Source organism: Secundilactobacillus mixtipabuli, from assembly GCF_002217925.1.
In the GTDB taxonomy this organism is placed as follows: Bacteria; Bacillota; Bacilli; order Lactobacillales; family Lactobacillaceae; genus Secundilactobacillus; species Secundilactobacillus mixtipabuli.
Map to the genome: position 1 here is coordinate 85,293 of NZ_BCMF01000005.1, position 18,844 is coordinate 104,136.

At 46.3% G+C, this 18,844-nt stretch carries 14 protein-coding genes; all 14 read right to left on the bottom strand.

All coding sequences use genetic code 11. From position 1 onward, the window contains the following. Window positions 1-163 precede the first annotated feature (163 nt). The 14 genes from rlmD to cydD all read right to left on the bottom strand — a co-directional run bounded on the left by rlmD (window position 164) and on the right by cydD (window position 18,685). Complete coding sequence (gene rlmD, locus IWT5_RS05630; protein ID WP_089108984.1) at window positions 164-1,537, bottom strand: 23S rRNA (uracil(1939)-C(5))-methyltransferase RlmD; 1,374 nt, start codon at window positions 1,535-1,537, stop codon at window positions 164-166. 85 nt (window positions 1,538-1,622) lie between these two features. Further along, a complete protein-coding gene (locus tag IWT5_RS05635) occupies window positions 1,623-2,636 on the bottom strand; it encodes a diacylglycerol kinase (protein ID WP_089108985.1) in 1,014 nt (337 codons plus the stop codon). A gap of 33 nt (window positions 2,637-2,669) precedes the next feature. Continuing rightward, window positions 2,670-4,091, bottom strand: coding sequence for an Asp-tRNA(Asn)/Glu-tRNA(Gln) amidotransferase subunit GatB (gatB, locus tag IWT5_RS05640; RefSeq protein ID WP_089108986.1), 1,422 nt, complete (start codon window positions 4,089-4,091; stop codon window positions 2,670-2,672). Continuing rightward, the gene (gatA, locus tag IWT5_RS05645; RefSeq protein WP_089108987.1) at window positions 4,091-5,560 is read right to left on the bottom strand and encodes an Asp-tRNA(Asn)/Glu-tRNA(Gln) amidotransferase subunit GatA; all 1,470 of its coding nucleotides are present in this window, start codon (window positions 5,558-5,560) and stop codon (window positions 4,091-4,093) included. Before gatA ends, gatB begins: the two co-directional genes overlap by 1 nt. 9 nt (window positions 5,561-5,569) lie before the next feature. Further along, window positions 5,570-5,875, bottom strand: coding sequence for an Asp-tRNA(Asn)/Glu-tRNA(Gln) amidotransferase subunit GatC (gene gatC / locus IWT5_RS05650; RefSeq protein ID WP_089108988.1), 306 nt, complete (start codon window positions 5,873-5,875; stop codon window positions 5,570-5,572). 129 nt (window positions 5,876-6,004) lie between these two features. Continuing rightward, window positions 6,005-7,153 (bottom strand): CamS family sex pheromone protein, encoded by a 1,149-nt coding sequence (locus IWT5_RS05655; RefSeq protein ID WP_089108989.1) that lies wholly within the window; start codon window positions 7,151-7,153, stop codon window positions 6,005-6,007. Continuing rightward, window positions 7,153-9,195, bottom strand: coding sequence for an NAD-dependent DNA ligase LigA (gene ligA / locus IWT5_RS05660; protein WP_089108990.1), 2,043 nt, complete (start codon window positions 9,193-9,195; stop codon window positions 7,153-7,155). Before ligA ends, IWT5_RS05655 begins: the two co-directional genes overlap by 1 nt. Window positions 9,196-9,208: 13 nt before the next feature. Then, a complete protein-coding gene (gene pcrA / locus IWT5_RS05665) occupies window positions 9,209-11,461 on the bottom strand; it encodes a DNA helicase PcrA (RefSeq protein WP_089108991.1) in 2,253 nt (750 codons plus the stop codon). Between the two features lie 150 nt (window positions 11,462-11,611). Beyond that, window positions 11,612-12,766 (bottom strand): ATP-grasp domain-containing protein, encoded by a 1,155-nt coding sequence (locus IWT5_RS05670; protein WP_089108992.1) that lies wholly within the window; start codon window positions 12,764-12,766, stop codon window positions 11,612-11,614. A gap of 113 nt (window positions 12,767-12,879) precedes the next feature. Further along, window positions 12,880-13,407, bottom strand: a complete 528-nt coding sequence (locus tag IWT5_RS05675) for a DUF2179 domain-containing protein (RefSeq protein WP_089108993.1) — start codon at window positions 13,405-13,407, stop codon at window positions 12,880-12,882. A 61-nt stretch (window positions 13,408-13,468) separates the two neighbouring features. Beyond that, on the bottom strand, window positions 13,469-14,053 hold the full coding sequence (locus tag IWT5_RS05680) for a xanthine phosphoribosyltransferase (protein WP_089108994.1): 585 nt from the start codon (window positions 14,051-14,053) through the stop codon (window positions 13,469-13,471). Window positions 14,054-14,146: 93 nt separating this feature from the next. Continuing rightward, window positions 14,147-15,058: a 1,4-dihydroxy-2-naphthoate polyprenyltransferase gene (locus IWT5_RS05685; RefSeq protein WP_089108995.1), complete on the bottom strand. Its 912-nt coding sequence runs from the start codon at window positions 15,056-15,058 to the stop codon at window positions 14,147-14,149. Window positions 15,059-15,216: 158 nt separating this feature from the next. Beyond that, window positions 15,217-16,962, bottom strand: a complete 1,746-nt coding sequence (cydC, locus tag IWT5_RS05690; RefSeq protein ID WP_089108996.1) for a thiol reductant ABC exporter subunit CydC — start codon at window positions 16,960-16,962, stop codon at window positions 15,217-15,219. Then, on the bottom strand, window positions 16,949-18,685 hold the full coding sequence (gene cydD, locus IWT5_RS05695; RefSeq protein WP_089108997.1) for a thiol reductant ABC exporter subunit CydD: 1,737 nt from the start codon (window positions 18,683-18,685) through the stop codon (window positions 16,949-16,951). The genes cydC and cydD overlap by 14 nt, the downstream gene beginning before the upstream one ends. Window positions 18,686-18,844: the final 159 nt, after the last annotated feature.

Below are 18,844 nucleotides of genomic sequence, written 5' to 3' on the forward strand. Positions count from 1 at the left end.
GCGATTGAACTTTGGTTCTATCCGCCAATCTAGCCTAATTACGCGTCAAAACTCAGATTCCGGCCATTCAACGCAAAAAATACCCATCCCGCAAAAATCGCGGAATAGGCATTATTCACGTTAAACTCTGGAATCTACCGAGTTTTGTCGTAGCTGTTAAAATTTAATCTTTTTCAAGCAACGTAACGGATTCAATATGTGGGGTTTGTGGGAATTGGTCTACTGGCTGAATAGGTTCAGTCACGTGGTAGCCCTTTTCTGCAAACCGTTGAATATCTCGAACCAATGTTGATGGGTTGCAGCTGACGTAAACGATCTTCTTAGGCTGCATTTCTGCTGCACTTTCGATCAACGTTTCGTCCAAGCCCTTACGTGGCGGATCAACAACGATCACGTCTGGTTTCAGGCCCTGCTTCTGCCATTCAGCCATTTGGTATTCAGCTTTATTGGTTGCAAAATGCAAGTTGGTCAAGCCGTTTAGCTTGGCATTCTTCTTCGCATCTTCCACGGCGGTTGAAACCACTTCAACACCGTAGACATCCTTAGCATGGCGTGCCATGGCTAAAGAAATGGTCCCAATACCACAATAGGCATCGATCACAGTTTCGCTGCCAGTTAAACCAGCTCGGTCAATCGCTAACTGATACAACTTTTCAGTTTGAACAGGATTAACTTGATAGAAAGACTGTGCCGAAATTTCAAAACGGTTGCCCAACAGTGAGTCATGAATCACCGGTTCGCCGTATAGAACGTTAGTGATGGGGCCAAGAATCACGTTCGTTGGCCGGTTATTAACGTTTTGAATAATGCTGGTCACTTCTGGAAGCTGTTCAGAAATCTGTTCAACAATTGCCTTAGCACGTGGCAAGGTATGACTGTTGGTGATCAGGCCAATCATCATTTCTTTTTCGTAATAGCTCTGGCGAACCATGATGTTACGAATAATACCCTTATGCGTTTTTTCATCATAAGCAGGCACATTCTCAGCCCGTAAAATATCTCGGACGATAACAATCGCCTTATCGATCCGTGGGTCTTGAATGTAGAAATCAGTCAAGGGAACAAGATCATGTGAATGTTGACGGTAAAAACCGGTTTCTAATTCACCATGGACATTTCGGACTGGAATTTGGGCTTTGTTACGATAGTGATAAGGGGTTTCCATCCCAATGGTTTCAGACACACTGAGCTCCAGTTTATTCTTAGCCAATAATGATTCGATTTGGTGCTGTTTAAAGCGAAGCTGAGCCGGGTAAACCATGTGCTGTAAGGGTGCAATCCCCGCTTGTGCGAGTTTACGATCCTTTGCGTCGATTTCAGCCCGGTCTGGTGAAGTGGTCAAATGTTCCAAAACGCGGCCAAAGCCAAAGCTTTTACCAACTTTAGTCACGACAAATTTAATCTCTTCACCTGGTAAAGCGTTGGCGATAAACAATGAGTAATTGTCAATCTTGACCACGCCGTTACCTTCATAGGTCAGGTCCATAACGGTACCCGTATAAGTTTCATTTTTTGCTACTGGTGCTTGTATTTTCATTAAAATCTCCTTGTTTTAACCAAAAGAAAGGTTTTGCTGCCTTACGTATCATACAGCAAAACCTTCCTAATTCATACCTAAAAAACTATTTCTTTGATTCTTCGTCCGCTGGCAGTTCCTGAACACCGGCTAAGAACTTACGCTCAGCTTCAAGAACTTCAGGGGCTTCAGTTTCTACAGCCGCATCCGGAATGTCATCCAAATTAGCGTAGGTTTCAATATGCTGCTTTAAGTTAACGAAGGTCATTGGTGCGTCACCACCATATTCGCCATCTAAATTAATCATGATCTTGGCATCGCCCATTGGCTTAGCTTCAACCTTGCGCACTTTACGATAAATAATCCGCGGATCGTTAATGTGCTTACCACCATTTAAAACAAGGGTAAATAAATGCAAAATTTCAGCTAAGTTACTGGTTTTCACAATAATCATGGTGAACTTACCATCGTTTAAGGATGCATCAGGCACAATCTGTTCAAAGCCGCCAACTGAATTAGTTAACGCCAAGAAGAACATCGATGCTTCACCAACGTATTCATCACCATCGAATTTAAGATCCATCTTAAATGGCCGAATCCGAGGCAATAGTTCCGCACCTTTAACGATGTAGGCCAAATAGCCAAACAGCGTTTTCAGATTGGAGGGTACTTCATAGGTTAGCTCAGTCAACCGACCGCCACCGGCAATATTGACGAAGTATTTTTTACCCGCTAGGCCAATGTCCATTTTAATGGTTTGATTCTTTAAAACGACCTTAGCAGCAGCCAATGGATCCTCACGTGGAATACGCAGCGCACGCGCATAGTCGTTAGTCGTACCGGCTGGAATAATCGCCATCTTAGGCCGTTTTTTTAACCCAGCAATACCGTTCACAACTTCGTTAATCGTCCCGTCGCCACCGGCAGCCACAACTAAATCGAAGCCTTCCCGACTGACCCGTTCGGCTTCATCACGTGCCGAATTAGGAGCTGGAGTTGTGGCAAAGGCACTCGTTTCGTACCCTGCCTGTTCAAAGACCCCCAAAATATCGATCATATCCTTCTTCAAGGCCTCCCGGCCAGAAGAAGGATTATATATCACTCGCGCACGTTTCCGCATAGGTGTTTCCCTCCATTATTAAACAACAAACGTTTACTTTTTAAGTGAAGCAATCAGTAACTTGTTAACCACTTGAGGGTTAGCCTTACCGTGTGTCTGCTTCATGATTTGACCAACCAGGTAACCAACAGCACGGTCTTTACCGTTATTGAAATCATCAATTGATTGCTGATTGTCAGCTAATACTGAATCGATAATTGGTTGTAATTTGGCTGGGTCAGATAATTGAACTAAGCCCTTTTCTTCAACAAACGCCTTTGGCTCCTTACCTTGGGTGATTGCTTTGAAGACTTTCTTAGCCATCTTCGATGAGATGGTGCCGTCTGTGATCAAATTGATCATACCCGCTAAGTTAGCTGGTGTCAGCTGAGTATCCTGCAAATCAGCGTGCTGTTCGTTCAAGAAGGCGTTAACGTCACCTTGAAGGTAGTTGGCAGCTGATTTTGGATCAGCGCCCAATTTGACCGTTTCATCGAAGAAGTCAGCCATTTCTTTAGTCTGAGTCACAACCATGGCATCGTAATCAGTTAAGCCAAGTTCGTTGACGTAACGTTGACGACGGCTACCTGGCATTTCTGGCATTTCACTGCCAATCTCGTTGATCCATTCGTCACTGATATTTAAGGCTGGCAGATCGGGTTCTGGGAAGTAACGGTAGTCATCGGAGCCTTCCTTGACACGCATCAAAATGGTTTGGCCAGTGTTTTCGTCAAAACGACGGGTTTCTTGTTGAATCTGACCGCCTGACATCAGAACACGTTGCTGACGCTGTTCCTCGAATGCCAAACCTTTACGCACGTAGTTAAAGGAGTTCAAGTTCTTCAGCTCCGTCTTTGTCCCGTATTCCTTTTGACCTTCAGGCCGAATCGAAATATTGACATCGACACGCATAGAACCTTCTTCCATCTTCACGTCTGAAATCCCAGTAAATTGGATCCGTTGACGCAGTGCCTCCAGGTAAGCATAAGCTTCATCAGGAGAAGCAATTTCTGGCTTTGAGACGATTTCAATCAATGGTGTTCCTTGACGGTTTAAGTCAACGTATGAATAATCGCGTTCATGGGTGTTCTTACCGGCATCTTCTTCAATATGCATTTCGGCGATTCCGACCCGCTTCTTTTCACCGTCAACTTCAATTTCGATCCAGCCATCATGAGCAATTGGCTTATCAGCTTGCGTGATTTGATAAGCTTTAGGGTTATCAGGATAGAAGTAGTTCTTCCGGTCAAAATGAGTGTGGGGTTCAACTTGTGCATGCAGCGCTAAAGCCGCCATGATACCGCTCTTAACAACACCCTTGTTGGTGGTTGGTAAAACCCCAGGGTAACCCCAATCAATGACGTTGGTGTTAGCGTTAGGATCGTCACCAAACTCTACGGGAGATGGACTAAAGATCTTGGAATTCGTTTTTAATTCAACGTGGACTTCAAGTCCGATAGTTGTTTTAAAATTCATTAGTTATTACCCCCTTGCTTAGGTGTTTGTTTATGAAAATCAGTGGCCTGTTCAAAGACGTAGCCTGCCTTGTAAAGCGTGGCTTCGTCAAATGGCCGACCAATTAATTGCATTCCGACTGGCATGCCCTTAGCAAAACCAGCGGGAATGGACATTCCTGGTAACCCAGCAAGGTTAACGGGGATGGTTAAAATATCATTCATGTACATGGTCATTGGATCAGAAATCTCTTCACCAATCTTAAAGGCTGGTGTTGGCGCAACTGGGCCCATGATAAAGTCATGATCTTTTAAAACAGCTTGGAAGTCGTTAATGATCAATGTCCGTACTTGAGCGGCTTTCTTGAAGTAGGCATCGTAGAAACCGGCTGACAATGAGAATGTCCCCAGCATGATCCGGCGCTTAACTTCGTCACCAAAGCCTTCGGTACGGGAGTTAACGTAAACGTCTTCTAGGTTCTTAACGTCCTTAGAACGGTGACCGTACCGAATACCGTCAAACCGCTGTAAGTTTGATGAAGCTTCTGAACTGGCAATAATGTAATAAGCCGCAACCCCATACTTGTTGTGAGGTAAGGAAACTTCGTCAACCGTTGCACCAAGTTCACGGTATTTGTCGGCAGCAGCCAAAATAGCGTCTTTGACGTCTTGGTCAACACCTTCGCCTAAGAATTCCTTAGGTAAACCGATCTTCATGCCTTTAACGCTAGTTTGAGCATTCAAATCCGCAGCAAAGTCCGGCACTTCTTTAGTTGAAGTCGTTAAATCATGGTCATCATGACCGGCAATGGCAGATAGCAAGATCGCGTTATCCTTAACCGTCCGGGTCATCGGGCCAATTTCATCAAGGCTTGAGGCAAAGGCAATCAAACCCCAACGAGAGATTCGGCCATAGGTTGGCTTCATCCCAACGATACCGTTGAAGGATGCTGGCTGACGAATCGAACCACCCGTATCAGAACCGAGTGCTGCGATAACCTCACCAGAAGCGACAGCGGCTGCTGAACCACCTGATGAGCCACCGGGAACCCGGGTGTAATCCCAAGCGTTTTTGGTGTCATGGAAAGCTGAATTTTCAGTTGAACCACCCATGGCAAATTCATCCATGTTGGTCTTCCCAACGTTAATAATGCCCTTGCTGTTTAACGTTTTAACAACCGTTGCATCATAGATTGGCACGAAGTTCTCCAGCATCTTAGAAGCAGCGGTAGTGGTCAAACCGTTAGTGACAATGTTGTCCTTAATGGCCATTGGAATACCGGCGAGAACGTTATCGGCATCAATGCCCTTTTCGTCCATTTCAGCAGCTTTCTTCAAAGCTGCATCCTTGTTAAGTGCCAAAAAGGCCTTTAAATCGGGATCAGTAGTCGCAATGTTGTCAAATGTCGCTTTCACTAAATCCGTCACAGTGATTCGCTTAGCGACTAAATCATCGTGCAGAGTGGTGAGATCTTTTTCGAAATAATTCATCTTTTTCTACTAATCCTCACTTTCATCAATAATCGTTGGTACTCGAATATAACCATTTTCGGATTCTGGTGCATTAGCTAATAAGGCAGCGTGCTGTCCCCAGTTATCCGCAACGTCTTCTCTCATAACGTTGATCTGGTCAGTGACACTTGAAGTGGGTTCGATTCCTTCAGTATCGACTTCGTTTAAGGTTTCAAATAACCCAATAATTTCATCTAATTGGGTAGTAAAGTACTTCAGTTGATCGTCATTTAAACTCAATTTTGCTAACGAGGCAACGTGTTGTACCTGGTCTTGATCAATTCGGCTTGCCATCAAGTTTCCCTCTTTCACAAAAATTCTGCGTATTTACGCACACATAAGATATACTACCACATAATACCAAAAAATAGCACTGGTTTCTAAGACTGAACCAGTGCTATTTTAATTGTTAAATTAGCCATTTTAATAACTATTAAAGACGTGTGAAGTGAACTTCTTTGCGCCGTTATCACGACTCAGGAAGCTTTGAACGCCTTCTGTTGAACTAACCGTAATATCGATCGGTGCACTGGAAGGTAAATACTTCTGGGCAGCTTGTTCCAAATACTGCGTAAAGCTGATGATTTCAGTTTGACTGTAGAACTGCGTTGTAATGTTAACGTTCATCCCCGTCAATTGTTTATTGGTGTAATGAGCCTGAGCCGTCACACCACTCAAATTAGGGAAGTAGTTTTGAATTTGGTTCTTGAAGTTTTCAAATGAACTTTCATCGTTTGAATTACCCGCAGCTGACTTAGCTGAAGTGGTTGGGTAGACGTAATTTTGTTCGCTGATTGACTTCCAGGAACCGACTTTGGTTGCGCCGGACTTGTTGTTGGAATAGGCAAAGAAGCTGCCACCAACCAAACTGTCATTTGGTGCCTGCCGGTACAGGGCAATGGTGATCGGCACGTTCTTGAGTTCTGGCTTTTCACGCAGACGCGCCAGCACTTGGTTAGCCATCTGGCGGCCGACACGACTTGCTTCAGCCTTGGAAATCTTGGTTTGATAAGTTGAACCGAAGTTCTTCTTTTCATAGTAGTCGATTGAATTCAACCCTAAGCCGATTGTCACCCCTGACAACGTTAACTTCTTACCGTTCTGTTTCATAAAATCCTGTTCTTCCATCTGTTGCAGGTAAATTGGATTTCGGGTGTTAGGATCGGTTTTACCGTTATCAACGGGATTGAGGCCATCCGGGTTAGATTTGGACTTACGACTGAGCCATTTTTGAACCGTACCGGTGTTAAGATACTGTCCCTCTTCAAAAATGTATTTACTTGGTGAGTAAACCTTTTTAGACACCGTTAGCAGACCGCTTTCGAAGCTTTTCAAGTTAAACTGGTTCTCGTTTTGCGACACATTCACGCCACGCGACTTACTTGTGACATACCGGCCATTTTTAATGACACTTTGGTAATCACCAGCCGCAGCCTGACCCGTCAGCTGAGTTCCTTTATTATTAGAACTGCTGCCACCCGTTGTCGTGCCGCTTGAACTACCTAGATTACCGCAGGCACTTAAAAAGAGTCCGCAGACTGCCATTACAAATAAGGCTTTAAATCGTTTCATTACTTCTTTCCTCCATCTTCAGTCTGGCCCGCCATCTCGGCTGCAAACCGTTCTTCGTTCCAGACTGGTACGTCGAGAGCTTCTGCTTTGGTCAGCTTACTGCCCGCATCCGTTCCCGCGATCACAAGATCCGTCTTTTTTGACACGCTGCTCGTCACATCAGCGCCTTGAGCTTCCAGCCAGTTACTAGCTTCGCCACGGGTCATACTGGTTAATTTACCAGTGAGCACGACTCGCTTGCCACTAAAGAAGCTGTCCGTGGAAGCCGTCTGCTCAGTGCCTGACGTGTACGTCATGTTGACGCCACGCTCTTCCAGTTCACTGATCAGCTGACGGGCACCCTCGTTACTAAAGTAGGTCACAAGGCTGTCCGCAATCGTATCGCCCACGGAATCGATCTGAGCGATTTCTTCTTGACCTGCAGCCATGACGTTAGCCATGGTCTGGAAGTGAGCGGCAATCAGTCGGGCAGCTTTATTACCCACATGACGAATCCCTAATCCAAATAATAAGCGTTCTAGTGAATTATTGCGACTGTTATCGAGTGCATTTAATAAATTATTAGCAGATTTTTCACCAAATTTGTCTAAAGTCACCAACTGGTCAAAAGTCAGGTCGTATAGATCAGCCACATCTGACACATATTGCTTCTCAAATAACTGACCGATGATCCGCGGACCAAGGCCATCAATATTCATGGCATTCCGTGACGCAAAGTGAGTCATTTGTTCCGTCAACTGCTTTGGGCAACGCGGGTTAATGCAGCGTAACGCCACCTCGTCATCCAGGTGCACCAAGGTTGATCCGCAAGACGGGCACTGCGTTGGAATCACATAGGGTTCACTGTCAGCTGGCCGCTTGCTTGGAATAAAATTAGAAATTTCGGGAATGATGTCACCGGCTTTATGCAGCATCACCGTATCGTTGAGTCGAATGTCTTTTTGCGTCAAGTAGTCCGGATTATGAAGCGTCGCTCGTGCAACGGTGGTTCCAGCTAATTGAACCGGATCCATGATTGCAGTGGGCGTTACGACACCTGTTCGGCCAACCGTCCACTCAATATCATGCACGACCGTTTCAGCTTCTTCAGGCGGAAACTTGTAAGCAATCGCCCACCGCGGCACTTTAACGGTGGCACCCATTGAACGTTGAATTGGCAATGAATTGACCTTGATCACAATGCCATCAATGCCGTAGGTTAACGCATCACGTTGCTGGGTATATTCGTCAATGTAGGCGTCGATTTCAGCCATGTTGTGAGCCACCCGATAATTCGGGTTGGTGGTGAAGCCTAATTCAGCCAGTTCATCGATCAAACCGCTTTGTGTCCGCGTATTCAGCGGTTCATAATCCGCCACGTTGTACATAAAGGTACTCAGTTTCCGTTCAGCAGTGACTTTGGTGTTTAACTGTCGCAAACTACCGGCTGCCGCGTTGCGGGGATTAGCAAACACCGATTTGCCTTCCGCATCCCGTCGTTTATTCAATTCGATAAACGACGCTTTTGGCATGTAGCATTCCCCTCGCACTTCAATGGTCAACGGCCGCGTTAGCTCCGTTGGAATTGACGGAATCGTCTTTAAATTAGCGGTAATATCTTCACCGATCTGCCCATTACCACGGGTCGAGCCTTGAACTAATTTACCGTCCACGTACCGCAGTGAAATGGCGAGACCATCAATTTTTAACTCACAGTTATAAGTGCCCGCTTCGTTTTCCGTAATGTGATTCACGAAGTCGGCTAGTTCTTCTTCTGAAAAAACGTCGCCCAGTGAAAGCATCGGAATATCATGGGTCACCTTAGAAAAATCGGTAGAAATCTTCCCACCAACGTTTTGCGTCGGTGAGTCCGGTGTAATCAAATCCGGGTACTTGGCTTCAATGGCCACTAACTGGGCGTATTTTTGATCGTATACTGAATCCTCAACGGTTGGGGCATCCTCACTGTAGTATGCCTCTCCCCAAGCACGCAGCTGCGGACGAAGTTTCTCAGCCAGTGCTTCTGCTTCTGCTTTTGTTAGAGAATCTACTGATGGTTCCATTTCAACACCCCTGTTATTCTTCTACCTTCGTAATGGGTGCAAAGGCAGCTAATAGTCTTTTGACACCTTCCTGTGGAAAGGCAATATCAAGTTCCATATCTTCGCCAGTACCGTTGATCTTAACAACGGTTCCAGTCCCCCACTTCTTGTGGGTCACTTTGTCACCAGTCCGCCAAGCCTGCTTATCAGCACCAGTACCGCTGTTAATGGATACTGAACTGGAGGTCTTCTGGTGGTAAGTTGTCGCTGTTGCAGAAGCGGTCCGCCGGTCAAATGGCGTCCGCAATGAAGTGACGTTATTTTCACCTGGATTGGTCCGGTTATCCATTTGCAACAGATCTGGCTCAATCTCTTCAATAAAGCGGGATTGCGGGTTGCGTTGCGGCCGGCCATAGAGCATCCGTGAAAAGGCATTGGTGATAAATAACCGCTGCTTGGCACGGGTGATCCCAACGTAGGCAAGCCGACGCTCTTCTTCCAACTGATCATGGTCTTCCATTGCTCGACTAAGAGGAAAAATACCATCTTCCATCCCAATCAGGAAAACGACTGGAAATTCCAGTCCCTTAGCAGCGTGCAGCGTCATCAAGGTGACTTGAGCCGGTTCTTCTGCAACGTCATCCTGATCGGATACCAGAGCTAAGTCAGCCAGGAAGTCCACAATTCGGTCGCCAGAATCGCTACCCTCAGCATCATAGGATTCATCAAACTTCTGAGTAACGGAAAGAAATTCTTGAATGTTTTCCAGCCGGGTTTCAGACTCCAAGCTTCTAGAGGCTTGCAGCGCTGCTTTATACCCGGTGGTGTCTAGAATCTGTTCGGTCAATTCGGTCACGGTACTGTCACCGGCAATCGCCTGTAGCTTTTGTATCGTGGTGGCAAACCCGCCAATAGCGCCACGGGCCCGACTTGAAATATCGTTGGCCACATCAACGTTCATGGCCGCTTCTAACTCCGACCAGCCGTTATCTTGCGCAAACAGCCGTAACTTAGTCAGTGACCCTGAACCAATACCGCGCTTAGGTTCGTTAATGACCCGCTCCAAGCTGATGGTGTCGGCACCATTCGCAACCAGCGTTAAATAAGCCAGCATATCCTTGATTTCTTTGCGGTCGTAGAACTTGTGACCGCCGACGATGGTATAAGGAACGTTCGCTTTGACCAGCGTTTCTTCCATCACCCGTGACTGCGCGTTGGTCCGGTAGAGCACCGCAAAATCACCGTACTGATAATTGGCTTCCTTCATCAAATCTTGAATTTGGGCGACCACATAACGGGCTTCGTCGTTTTCACTTTGACCGCGGTAATAATGAATCTTTTCACCTTGGTCGTTTTCAGTCCACAGGTTCTTATCCTTTCGGTAGCCGTTATTTTTGATGACTTGGTTAGCGGCAGCCAAAATCGTTTTGGTGGAACGGTAGTTTTGCTCCAGCATCGTCACGTGTGCATCAGGATAGTCTTTTTCAAAGTTCATGATGTTTTCAATGTTCGCGCCACGCCAACCATAAATAGATTGGTCGGAATCCCCAACAACACAAAGGTTGTGGTGTTCACGTGCCAGCATATTGACTAACGTATACTGTGCGTCGTTGGTATCTTGGTATTCGTCCACGTGAATGTACTGAAACTTCTTCTGGTACTCTGCTAGAACATCCTTATTTTCATTAAAGAGCTGAATCGTCAGCATGATGAGATCATCAAAATCCATCGCTTGGTTACGCTGCAGCCCATTTTGATAGGCATCATACGCCCGTGCTGTGATCTCATCCACTGGGTTGCCGGCTTCTTGTGCCAGCTGTTTCGGTGTTTTAAGTTCGTTTTTAGCGTTGGAAATTTTGCCCAGAATCATCCGTGGATCATACTGCTTAGGATCCACGTTCATCTCAGCAATGACCCGCTTCATCAACGTCCGCTGATCCCCAGTATCGGCAATCGTGAACGCTCTGTTATAACCTAACTTATCAGCATGCCGCCGCAAGATTCGGACACACAGCGCATGGAAAGTTGACGCCCAAACGTCGTTACCTTCCGGGCCTAACAGTTTGACGATCCGTTCCCGCATTTCGCGGGCAGCCTTGTTGGTGAAAGTAATGGCCAAAACGTGCCAGGGCATAACCCCCTTTTCAATCAGGTAGGCAATTCGGTGCGTCAGTACCCGCGTCTTACCACTACCGGCACCGGCCATAATCAAAAGCGGCCCCTCAGTATACTCAACCGCTTCTCGTTGTTCTTTATTTAGTTTTGCTAACAATGCAGATTCAGCCACAATAATATTCCTCTCCTATTTGTCCGATCACGACGAAAATCACTATTAAAATTGTCGCCTATCTTGCTGTATAAAGCAACACTTTTATCGCAAAAATTAAACGTATGTTCGCAATAAAAAAGGTACCCCTATAAGAGTACCTAGCTTATATTAAATTTCAGAATCTGCCGAACCCTCTGACCAGATCTCAGTATCTTCTAGCTGTTCCATCAGCTTATTAATATCATCGCCCTGAACTAAGATGTGACCAGCCAGCTTGTGACTGTCCCAATCCTTATGACCTTGACGATAAAACGAAAAGTGCCAGTTAGGTTTCAGTGTCCACTGGGTCCTCATTGCGTTTTCCTGATTCTGCGTGAAGGCAGCCATAACGGTAGGCTTCAAAACCTGCACATCGCTTAATGGCATGCCGGCAATAGCCCGCAGATGCTGTTCAAATTGACTCACCGTGGTGGCGCGATCAAAGATGCGACCGGCTTCACCAAAGGTTGGAATGATCTGCTTAACGTAAATCGAGCCGTTGTCATTGATCATAAAGTCGACTTCAAACACACCAACATACTTCACGTTAGCCACAATTTCATGGCAAATGCGATCCATCTCAGTTTTAACATCCGGATCAATTGAGACAGGGAGATAAGCCCAAGTCATCTGACCGTTTTGACGTTTAACCTCAACGGGTGGAAAGAGACTCGCTTCACCGGTTGCGGCCCTTGCCACTGTCACCGTGAATTCCCGTGAATAATCCACCGTGGATTCAAGAATGTAAGTCCCCCAATCCATTAAACCGGCCGCTTGGGCAATATCAGTCTGGGTCCGAATGGTCATTTCCTGTCCGTGAACCAAATCTTTTTGAATCGGTTTAAGCACGCTGGGATAGCCGATCGAATTGATTGATTGATAAACGTCATCCAGACTGACAATCGTTGCGTATGGCGGAATATTAACGTTTAACTGTTCGTAGAAGGCCCGCTCGAGTAATCGATCCTGCATCATCATTTGAAAGTCTGAACCTTGTGGTAATACCGTTGTCCCTTCGATAACGGCAAGCACGTCCGGACTAAGATGTTGAGAATCGTAAGTTACCAAATCGCAGCGCTCCGCAAAATCAGTCAGCCGGTCGTGGTCAGATAAATCACCGACGATCTTAAAATCAGCTAACTGCAGCATTTCACTGGTTTCATCTGGGCCGTAAGCACCCACCTTAAACCCCGCTTGACGTGCTGCTGCCACAATCATTGGGCCATCCGTACTGTCGCCGATTACCCCAATGGTGCCTCCTGGATACAAAACATGATTGTCCAAATTTGGTCACTACCTTCTTAATCAATAAATGATGATCTTTTATTTTCATTATAGCTTTAAGCTTTAATTGTACACCTAAATAGCGGAATCTTTAAAAAGTCTTAGTCCTCAATCTACTGGCGGAAACGTCGCCGAACTTTTTTGACCCAGAAACCGCCAGAAATATATTTCGGCTCGTAAGTAATGATAAACGCTTTCGGTTCGCGATCAGTCACGATGCCGTAAAGCCGCTGTTCCTGATTCCGTGGCGTCAGAATATCTAACACCAACCGATCACCTTCCAGTCCCTCTGCTTGGCTCTGCGTGACGCCAAAACCACTAGCCCGCAGAATTTTGGGCAGCTCGCTGTCCGTGCTGGGCAAAATAACCGTCGCCATGATATATCCTAGCGCCAGTTTATCTTCAATCAGGATACCAACCCGAACACCAACACCATAACCTAAGGCATAGGCAATAATATTCCAGACGTTATCTAATTGGTTCAAAACCATGGCTAAGCCGACCACGTAAACAATAATTTCCAGCACGCTAAGAATTGGTGCTAAGTTCCGATACCCCTTCATCGTCAGCATAAAACGAAGCGTATTCAGGGTAATATATACGAAACTGATGACGAAAATCGATAGTAAAGTCCAAATCATGGTCTCGCCTCCAATCACACAGCGCCAAGTTACTGACTAGAGAATGATGCCTTTTAAGGTGTTACTCGGCATCGTCTGTTGCAAAGGTCACCTGATGATCATCCAAGGAAGCAATACTTGCCAGTGCCTCAAGGTGAATGCCTTGATCCAGCACCATCTTGTGGCCCTTTTGGAATCGCTTCTCAATGACCACACCAACACCGGCCACTTTAACCTGAGCGGCCTTGCAGATCTCAAGCATCCCCTGAACAGCTTGACCGTTCGCCAGAAAATCATCGATGATCAAAATCTTGTCATCGGGGTCAATGAACCGTTTATCAATGCTAATGTCGTTATTCACTTGCTTGGTATACGAATAGACGGTAGCAGTATACAGATCATCCGTCAGCGTCAATGACCGGTGTTTTCTGGCAAACACCACTGGCACGTGCATTTGAAAGCCCGTCATCAACGCAGGTGCAATCCCTGACGACTCAACGGTCAGGATCCGAGTGATCCCTTCATTTTCAAACAGCCGCTTAAACTCTGCCCCGATTTCAGACATTAATTGGGGATCAATCTGATGATTCAAAAAGTTATCCACTTTTAAAACTTCACCAGGTAAGACAGTGCCATCGCGTTTAATTCGATCTTCCAGTAACTTCATCGGTAAGTTCCTCCTAAATCGTGCCCAGTATCGCTTTTTAACTTATATTTAGTGTACCCGATAAACTGTCGTTTTGCCAATTTGAACGCCCTGTTACCAGCCTAAAATTGTGCCCAGACCGATAAAAACAATACAGAACAGCGCCATGATCAAAGCATTTTGCACAGCGTATTTAAAGGTTTCTTTTTTAACTTGCTTAACCAAAAACGCCTTTGTATTGCGATAAATCAGTGGCACGCTGAGCAATACCAGTAAACTCATGACGGGTAAGTAGCCCAGCAGCACACTAACCATCAAGCAGAGATAACCGGCAACGATACAGCCGACAAACACTTTTAACATGACTGGTTTGCCAAAATAGTACACGATCGTCCTGCGATTTAACGTTTGATCCTCTTCCGCGTCACACAAATTATTGGCTAACATGATGTTACTGATGGCAAATACCGCGATCCCGGAAACTAACAAAACTCGCCAAAATAGTGACCAGGTTAGATCCTGAACTGGGTACGTATTGATATAAACGGAAATCAACGTAATCACAAAGCCCATGGTCAAACCGGAGGACGCTTCCCCAAACGGCGTTGACGAAATGGGCCGCGGGCCAGCTGCATAGCAGTATCCCACTAAGAAACAAAAAAGCCCCATGACCAGTAGTGGCCAGCTAGTTTCAATCACCAGTAAAACACCCAGGATTGCCGCACTGCCGGCCATCAGCAGAATCAAATTTCGAATCAGTTTGACGGAAAGATGATGCACCCCAATAATATTGGTTTTCCTTTTCCACTCACTGGCCGCATCCGTGGCACCCCGATAATCGGAATAATTATCGTGAGCATCAACCGCCATATTGAAAAGCAGCATGGCCACAAAAAAAGTGATGGCGAGTGGCCAATTCACTTGACCAAACACATAGTACGAAAAAAACAGCCCCATAAAAAACGGCCAGACCGATGCAATTTTCGCCTTTGCTTCGACGAGTTCCAAAAAAACTTTTACCGACATAACGACCTCCAAAAATATTGATGCTAGTTAACATTCAGAACAATTGATACATACTAAAATATTAAGACTTCTTCAGGCGGGTAGCAAGTTCTCCAGCAATAATAAAAGCACCTTATCCCGTTCTCTCACCATGTGGGAAAACGGGTTAAGGTGCATTTTTAGCTGCGCTTACCAGTATCAAGTTCATATAATTTTCTAAATCGAGGTTCATCCCGATACAATGCCCGCGGTGTTCCCTGCATATCAAAGACGCCATCTTCCAAGAAGCGGACTTGATCCACGTGATCAATCCCCGCCAAATGGTGTGTCACCCAAATAATCGTCTTATCGTGAAGCACCTTAAACACGGTATCCAGCAGCTGCCGTTCCGTAATGGGATCAAGGCTGACGGTAGGTTCATCCAGGACGATGATTGGCGCATCCTGCAGTAAGATGCGGGCCAGTGATAGCCGTTGCCGTTCACCGCCAGAGAACCGGGTACCGGATTCCTGGACTTCCGTGTCGTAGCCATCGGGTAACGATTCAATCAAGGATTTGAGTTCAACGGCGGCTACCGCTGCTTTGACCTGATCATCGGTGGCGTTCAAATTGCCTAACCGGATATTATTCATGACTGACGTGTCAAATAAGTACGGCTGCTGATCCAGCACGCCAAAAAGCTGAGCCCGTTGCTGCTGTAATTCGCTAACCGGCGTGCCGTTAATGGTCACTATTCCAACCGTTGGCTTTTGATCGCCCAACAGCAGTTTCAGCAACGTACTTTTCCCCGTTCCGCTGGGTCCCAGCAGAGCAATCTTTTCACCCCGATGAATGTTCAGCGAAACGTCTTTAAGAATGATCTTGTCATCGTCTGGATAGTGGAATGTCACATGGTTCACATTAAGGTCACTGACTGGTTCCGTTAGCGTCGTCTGGGCCACTGTCTGCGGCTGGTCATTAGACAGCTGGTTGACCCGCTCGATGGATTGCCGGTAGACCGGCCACTCGCTGGCACCCTGGCTGACTTCCAAAAATGGCTCAACAATTGGGAATAACGTCAGTGCAAAGGCAGCGATCCAGTTTGCCATGCCCTTAGAAGCCGTAAAGAACGTCCCCGACCAAATAAGCAGCGTTAAAACGGCCAACAGGAAGAAGAATTGAACACCAAAGCCGCGCCACCACTGAAAGAAGTGGTCTTTTCGCCGTAAGGTCGCAATCTCATCGATTGGTTTATTCTGCAGCTTCATAAAGTCGTTATAACGGCCAGAAATAACCCAGTCAGTCAGCCCTAATACTTCATCCGTCAAACTGGTATAGAAGTTGGACTGAATCTGCTTTTGCTTAAATTCACGCGTGCCGTTCACCGCCACTGAAAGCAGCGGCATAACCAGCACAATCATGGCCAAAATCAGTGCCATCAATAACGCCACCGGCCAACTGAAGACACCGACCCCAATAATGATAAACAAGTATAACAGCCAGCCAATGACGATTGGAAAAACGGTCCGCAAATACAGGTTTTCAATGTGGTCAATATCATCCGCTAAAATGCTTAAAATATCACCCGTTTGGTGGGTCTGTTTAATGGCCGAAGCTTTAGCTTCTACCGCCTGGTAAAGTTTCTTGCGAAAATCTGAGACGATCCGCAAAACCCAGTTGTGAGAGGTTAACCGTTCTGAATAACGAAAAACGGGTCGGGCAATCCCAAACGCCCGTGCTAACACAACGGGCACGTAAATATAAATAATGTTACCAGGACGTCGCGCCGCTTCACTGATCAGGTAACCAGAGTTAAACATCAAAGCTGCGGCCGATAGGAACGTCATCATCCCAAGAAATAAGACCAGCACTAACAGCCATTTATACTTGCGCAAATAGGGCATGACCCAAGTATCGTGTGCAAAAGTCTGTTTAATCGAGTGCATGTAATCCCCCCATTTCTGCGCGTAACTGCGTGTAAGGTCCGTCGTGCCCCGCTAATTCAGCAGGCGTCCCCTGCTCAACCAGCTGGCCGTGATCCATGACCAGGACATAATCCATTTGATTGATCCAATGCAGCCGGTGGGTCGCAAAGAAGACTAAGCGATCGTCCAATAACGGCAGCATATCTTCTTTTAAGGCCGCTTCAGTTTCAATGTCCAAGTGTGCGGTGGGTTCATCAAAGAGCAGCACCTTCCGACTGTCATCCAGAAAAGCACGCGCCAGCGCGATCCGTTGTGCCTGCCCGCCGCTGACACCACGAGAACCTTCACCAATCATGGTCTCTAAGCCCTGAGGTAATTCAGCAATCCAGTCTGTTAAACCGGCTTTCTCACAAGCTGCCTTCACCTGGCCATCAGCTGTGTCAGGCTGGTAAAAACAAATGTTTTCTCGCAGCGTGGCGTGGAATAAGTATGGCGCTTGCGGAATATAAATGCTGTTATGCTGCCAAGTTTCTTGACTAAGGTGCGGCAATTTTTGACCGTTCAAGCTAATATGACCGGGTTCATCAGGGGTTAAGAAACCGCCAATCAAGTTGATCAACGTGGATTTGCCTGAGCCGGAAGCGCCGATAATCCCCACCTTTTGGAAACCGTGAACATCAAAGGAAATGTGACTCAGCGTTGGCTGATCCGCATCTTCATAAGTCAGTGAAACATCATCAAATTTAATTGAAGAATCATCATGCCATGCCAGCTGTTTCAACTCGTCCCGGTCCGTTGTCTCGGGTGTTTCTAACACGTCCAAAACCGCTTGCAGGGCGTTTTTCCCGTTCAAAGTGGCGTGGTAATCACTAGCGAAGTTCCGCACGGGCAGAAAATAGTCCGGCGCCAGCGTAAGAATGGTCAAAGCTGGCAGCAACATAATTTTGCCGTCCATCAAATCAAACCCTAAAAAGACCGCTACAACGGCCACTGACAGTGTGGTAAAGAAATCCAGCGCGAAAGTGGAGGTCATCGCGATACGTAGCGTTGCCATGGTTTCCTTACGATAATCTTCGCTCACCGAATACACGTTACCGGCATACCGTTTAGATAAACCTAACTGCTTCAAGGTACCCAGCCCACGCAACGTATCCACGAAGTTATTCGATAACCGCTGATAGCCAGCATATTGCCGGTCCGCTTTACTCTTAGCCGCCAAGCCGAGAATGATCATAAATAAAATAATAACGGGATAGATGATCAGCAAAAAGGCGGCTTCTTTCCATTGCATGAACGCGATATAAAGCAAAATGACCCAGGGCGTGATCCCCATATCCATGATTTTAATCACGATCAGCATCAAATACGTTTGCACTTTATCAATACCTTCAAGTGCCATGGTGACCATATTACCGGTCCCCGTTTTTTCAACGAGGCTGGGACCCAGCCGAAAGAGTTTTGTCATCAGCTGCTCGCGCATTTTCCCCGTGGTTTCGGCCACAAAGGGGTAAAACGAGCGATTCTGAGCCACCGTAATCAGATGCCGGCACAGAAAACTCACCACGAAAACCGCGGTGGGCGTCACAATTGTGGCTAAGGGCTTTAACTCCCATAACTGCACCACCGCAATCGACAACGCCCGCGCCTGAATCACGATGGTCACGGCCTGAACTAATGTCAGCAGTGCAATCATCATGATCCGTGGCCAAATCCCCGGAATTTTAAATAAACGCCTATCTATCACTTTACTCCCTCCAATACTTTACAAGTTATAGTGTAGCATTAACCGCTTTCAGGCACTATAATTTGTAGATGAATTAATTGTATAAGAGCTAATTAAGCTAAAAATAAAATCCCCGCGATCTGAATTGATCCCGGGGATTTCAAATTCACTCGCTGAATG